Below are 767 nucleotides of genomic sequence, written 5' to 3'. Positions count from 1 at the left end.
CGTGTGTTTAATCATATAACAGACCCCATTGAAGTTCCTTTTGAAGGAGCTGATGCACCATTGCGGGAAATTGTGTATGAGGCAGTAGATAGTTGCTGGAATGTGAGTACCTGGTCGAAGTACCTGAAGGTGAAAGACGAGACGGTACCCCATGTAGTAACGGACGATGCCATTCGAGTCTCATTGAACCACAAGGAAGAGTGGATTGCCGCCGATGTATTTGGCGAAGGAAGTTATGACAACTGCGGTATTGAGCTGGAGTTGGCCCGCAGAACGGATTGGTGGAAAGATCCTAAATGCGTGAACTTGTGTCCATCGGGGAAAACGTATGGTAATTGGGCCGATATCCTGGTTGCCATTGGATTTGATCGCGGGGATGTAAATGTAATCTTGAGTGGTGGTACTTTGAATGGTACTTATGATCTGGATCTGGAAAGATTAAAAGAAAATATATTAAGCGATACTAAAATTGAAGAACATTATTTCAAATCTATTGCTTGGTTGTGGGAAGACAGTGATTGTGGGGAAAAGGTAGTTCACGGGTGGTTATATGAAATAGCGAAAGTGTTGAGTGATCCGGGGTATTGTGGATTGACGGATGAACACGGGAATGCCTTGAATGAAGAAGTATTGCGAGAATTTTTTGACCGATTGACCGGCATACCGGGTTATGGTAAAGAAGTCGCTTACCTGGGCGGTGGCTGGAGTACGGATGTGCCGTTTAAATGCGAAGATGCCTGTGAGGCGGTGACGGTGGAATATTTAGC

1 protein-coding gene is annotated in these 767 nt (G+C 45.1%); it reads left to right on the top strand.

The window, feature by feature from the left end; translation table 11 throughout:
- A partial coding sequence (locus LVD47_RS24410) for a hypothetical protein (protein WP_236981124.1) occupies positions 1 to 767 on the top strand: 767 nt, incomplete at both ends.

Source organism: Membranihabitans maritimus (assembly GCF_021729145.1).
Taxonomy (GTDB): domain Bacteria; phylum Bacteroidota; class Bacteroidia; order Chitinophagales; family Saprospiraceae; genus Membranihabitans; species Membranihabitans maritimus.
This window is presented reverse-complemented; position numbering and strand designations above follow the sequence as displayed.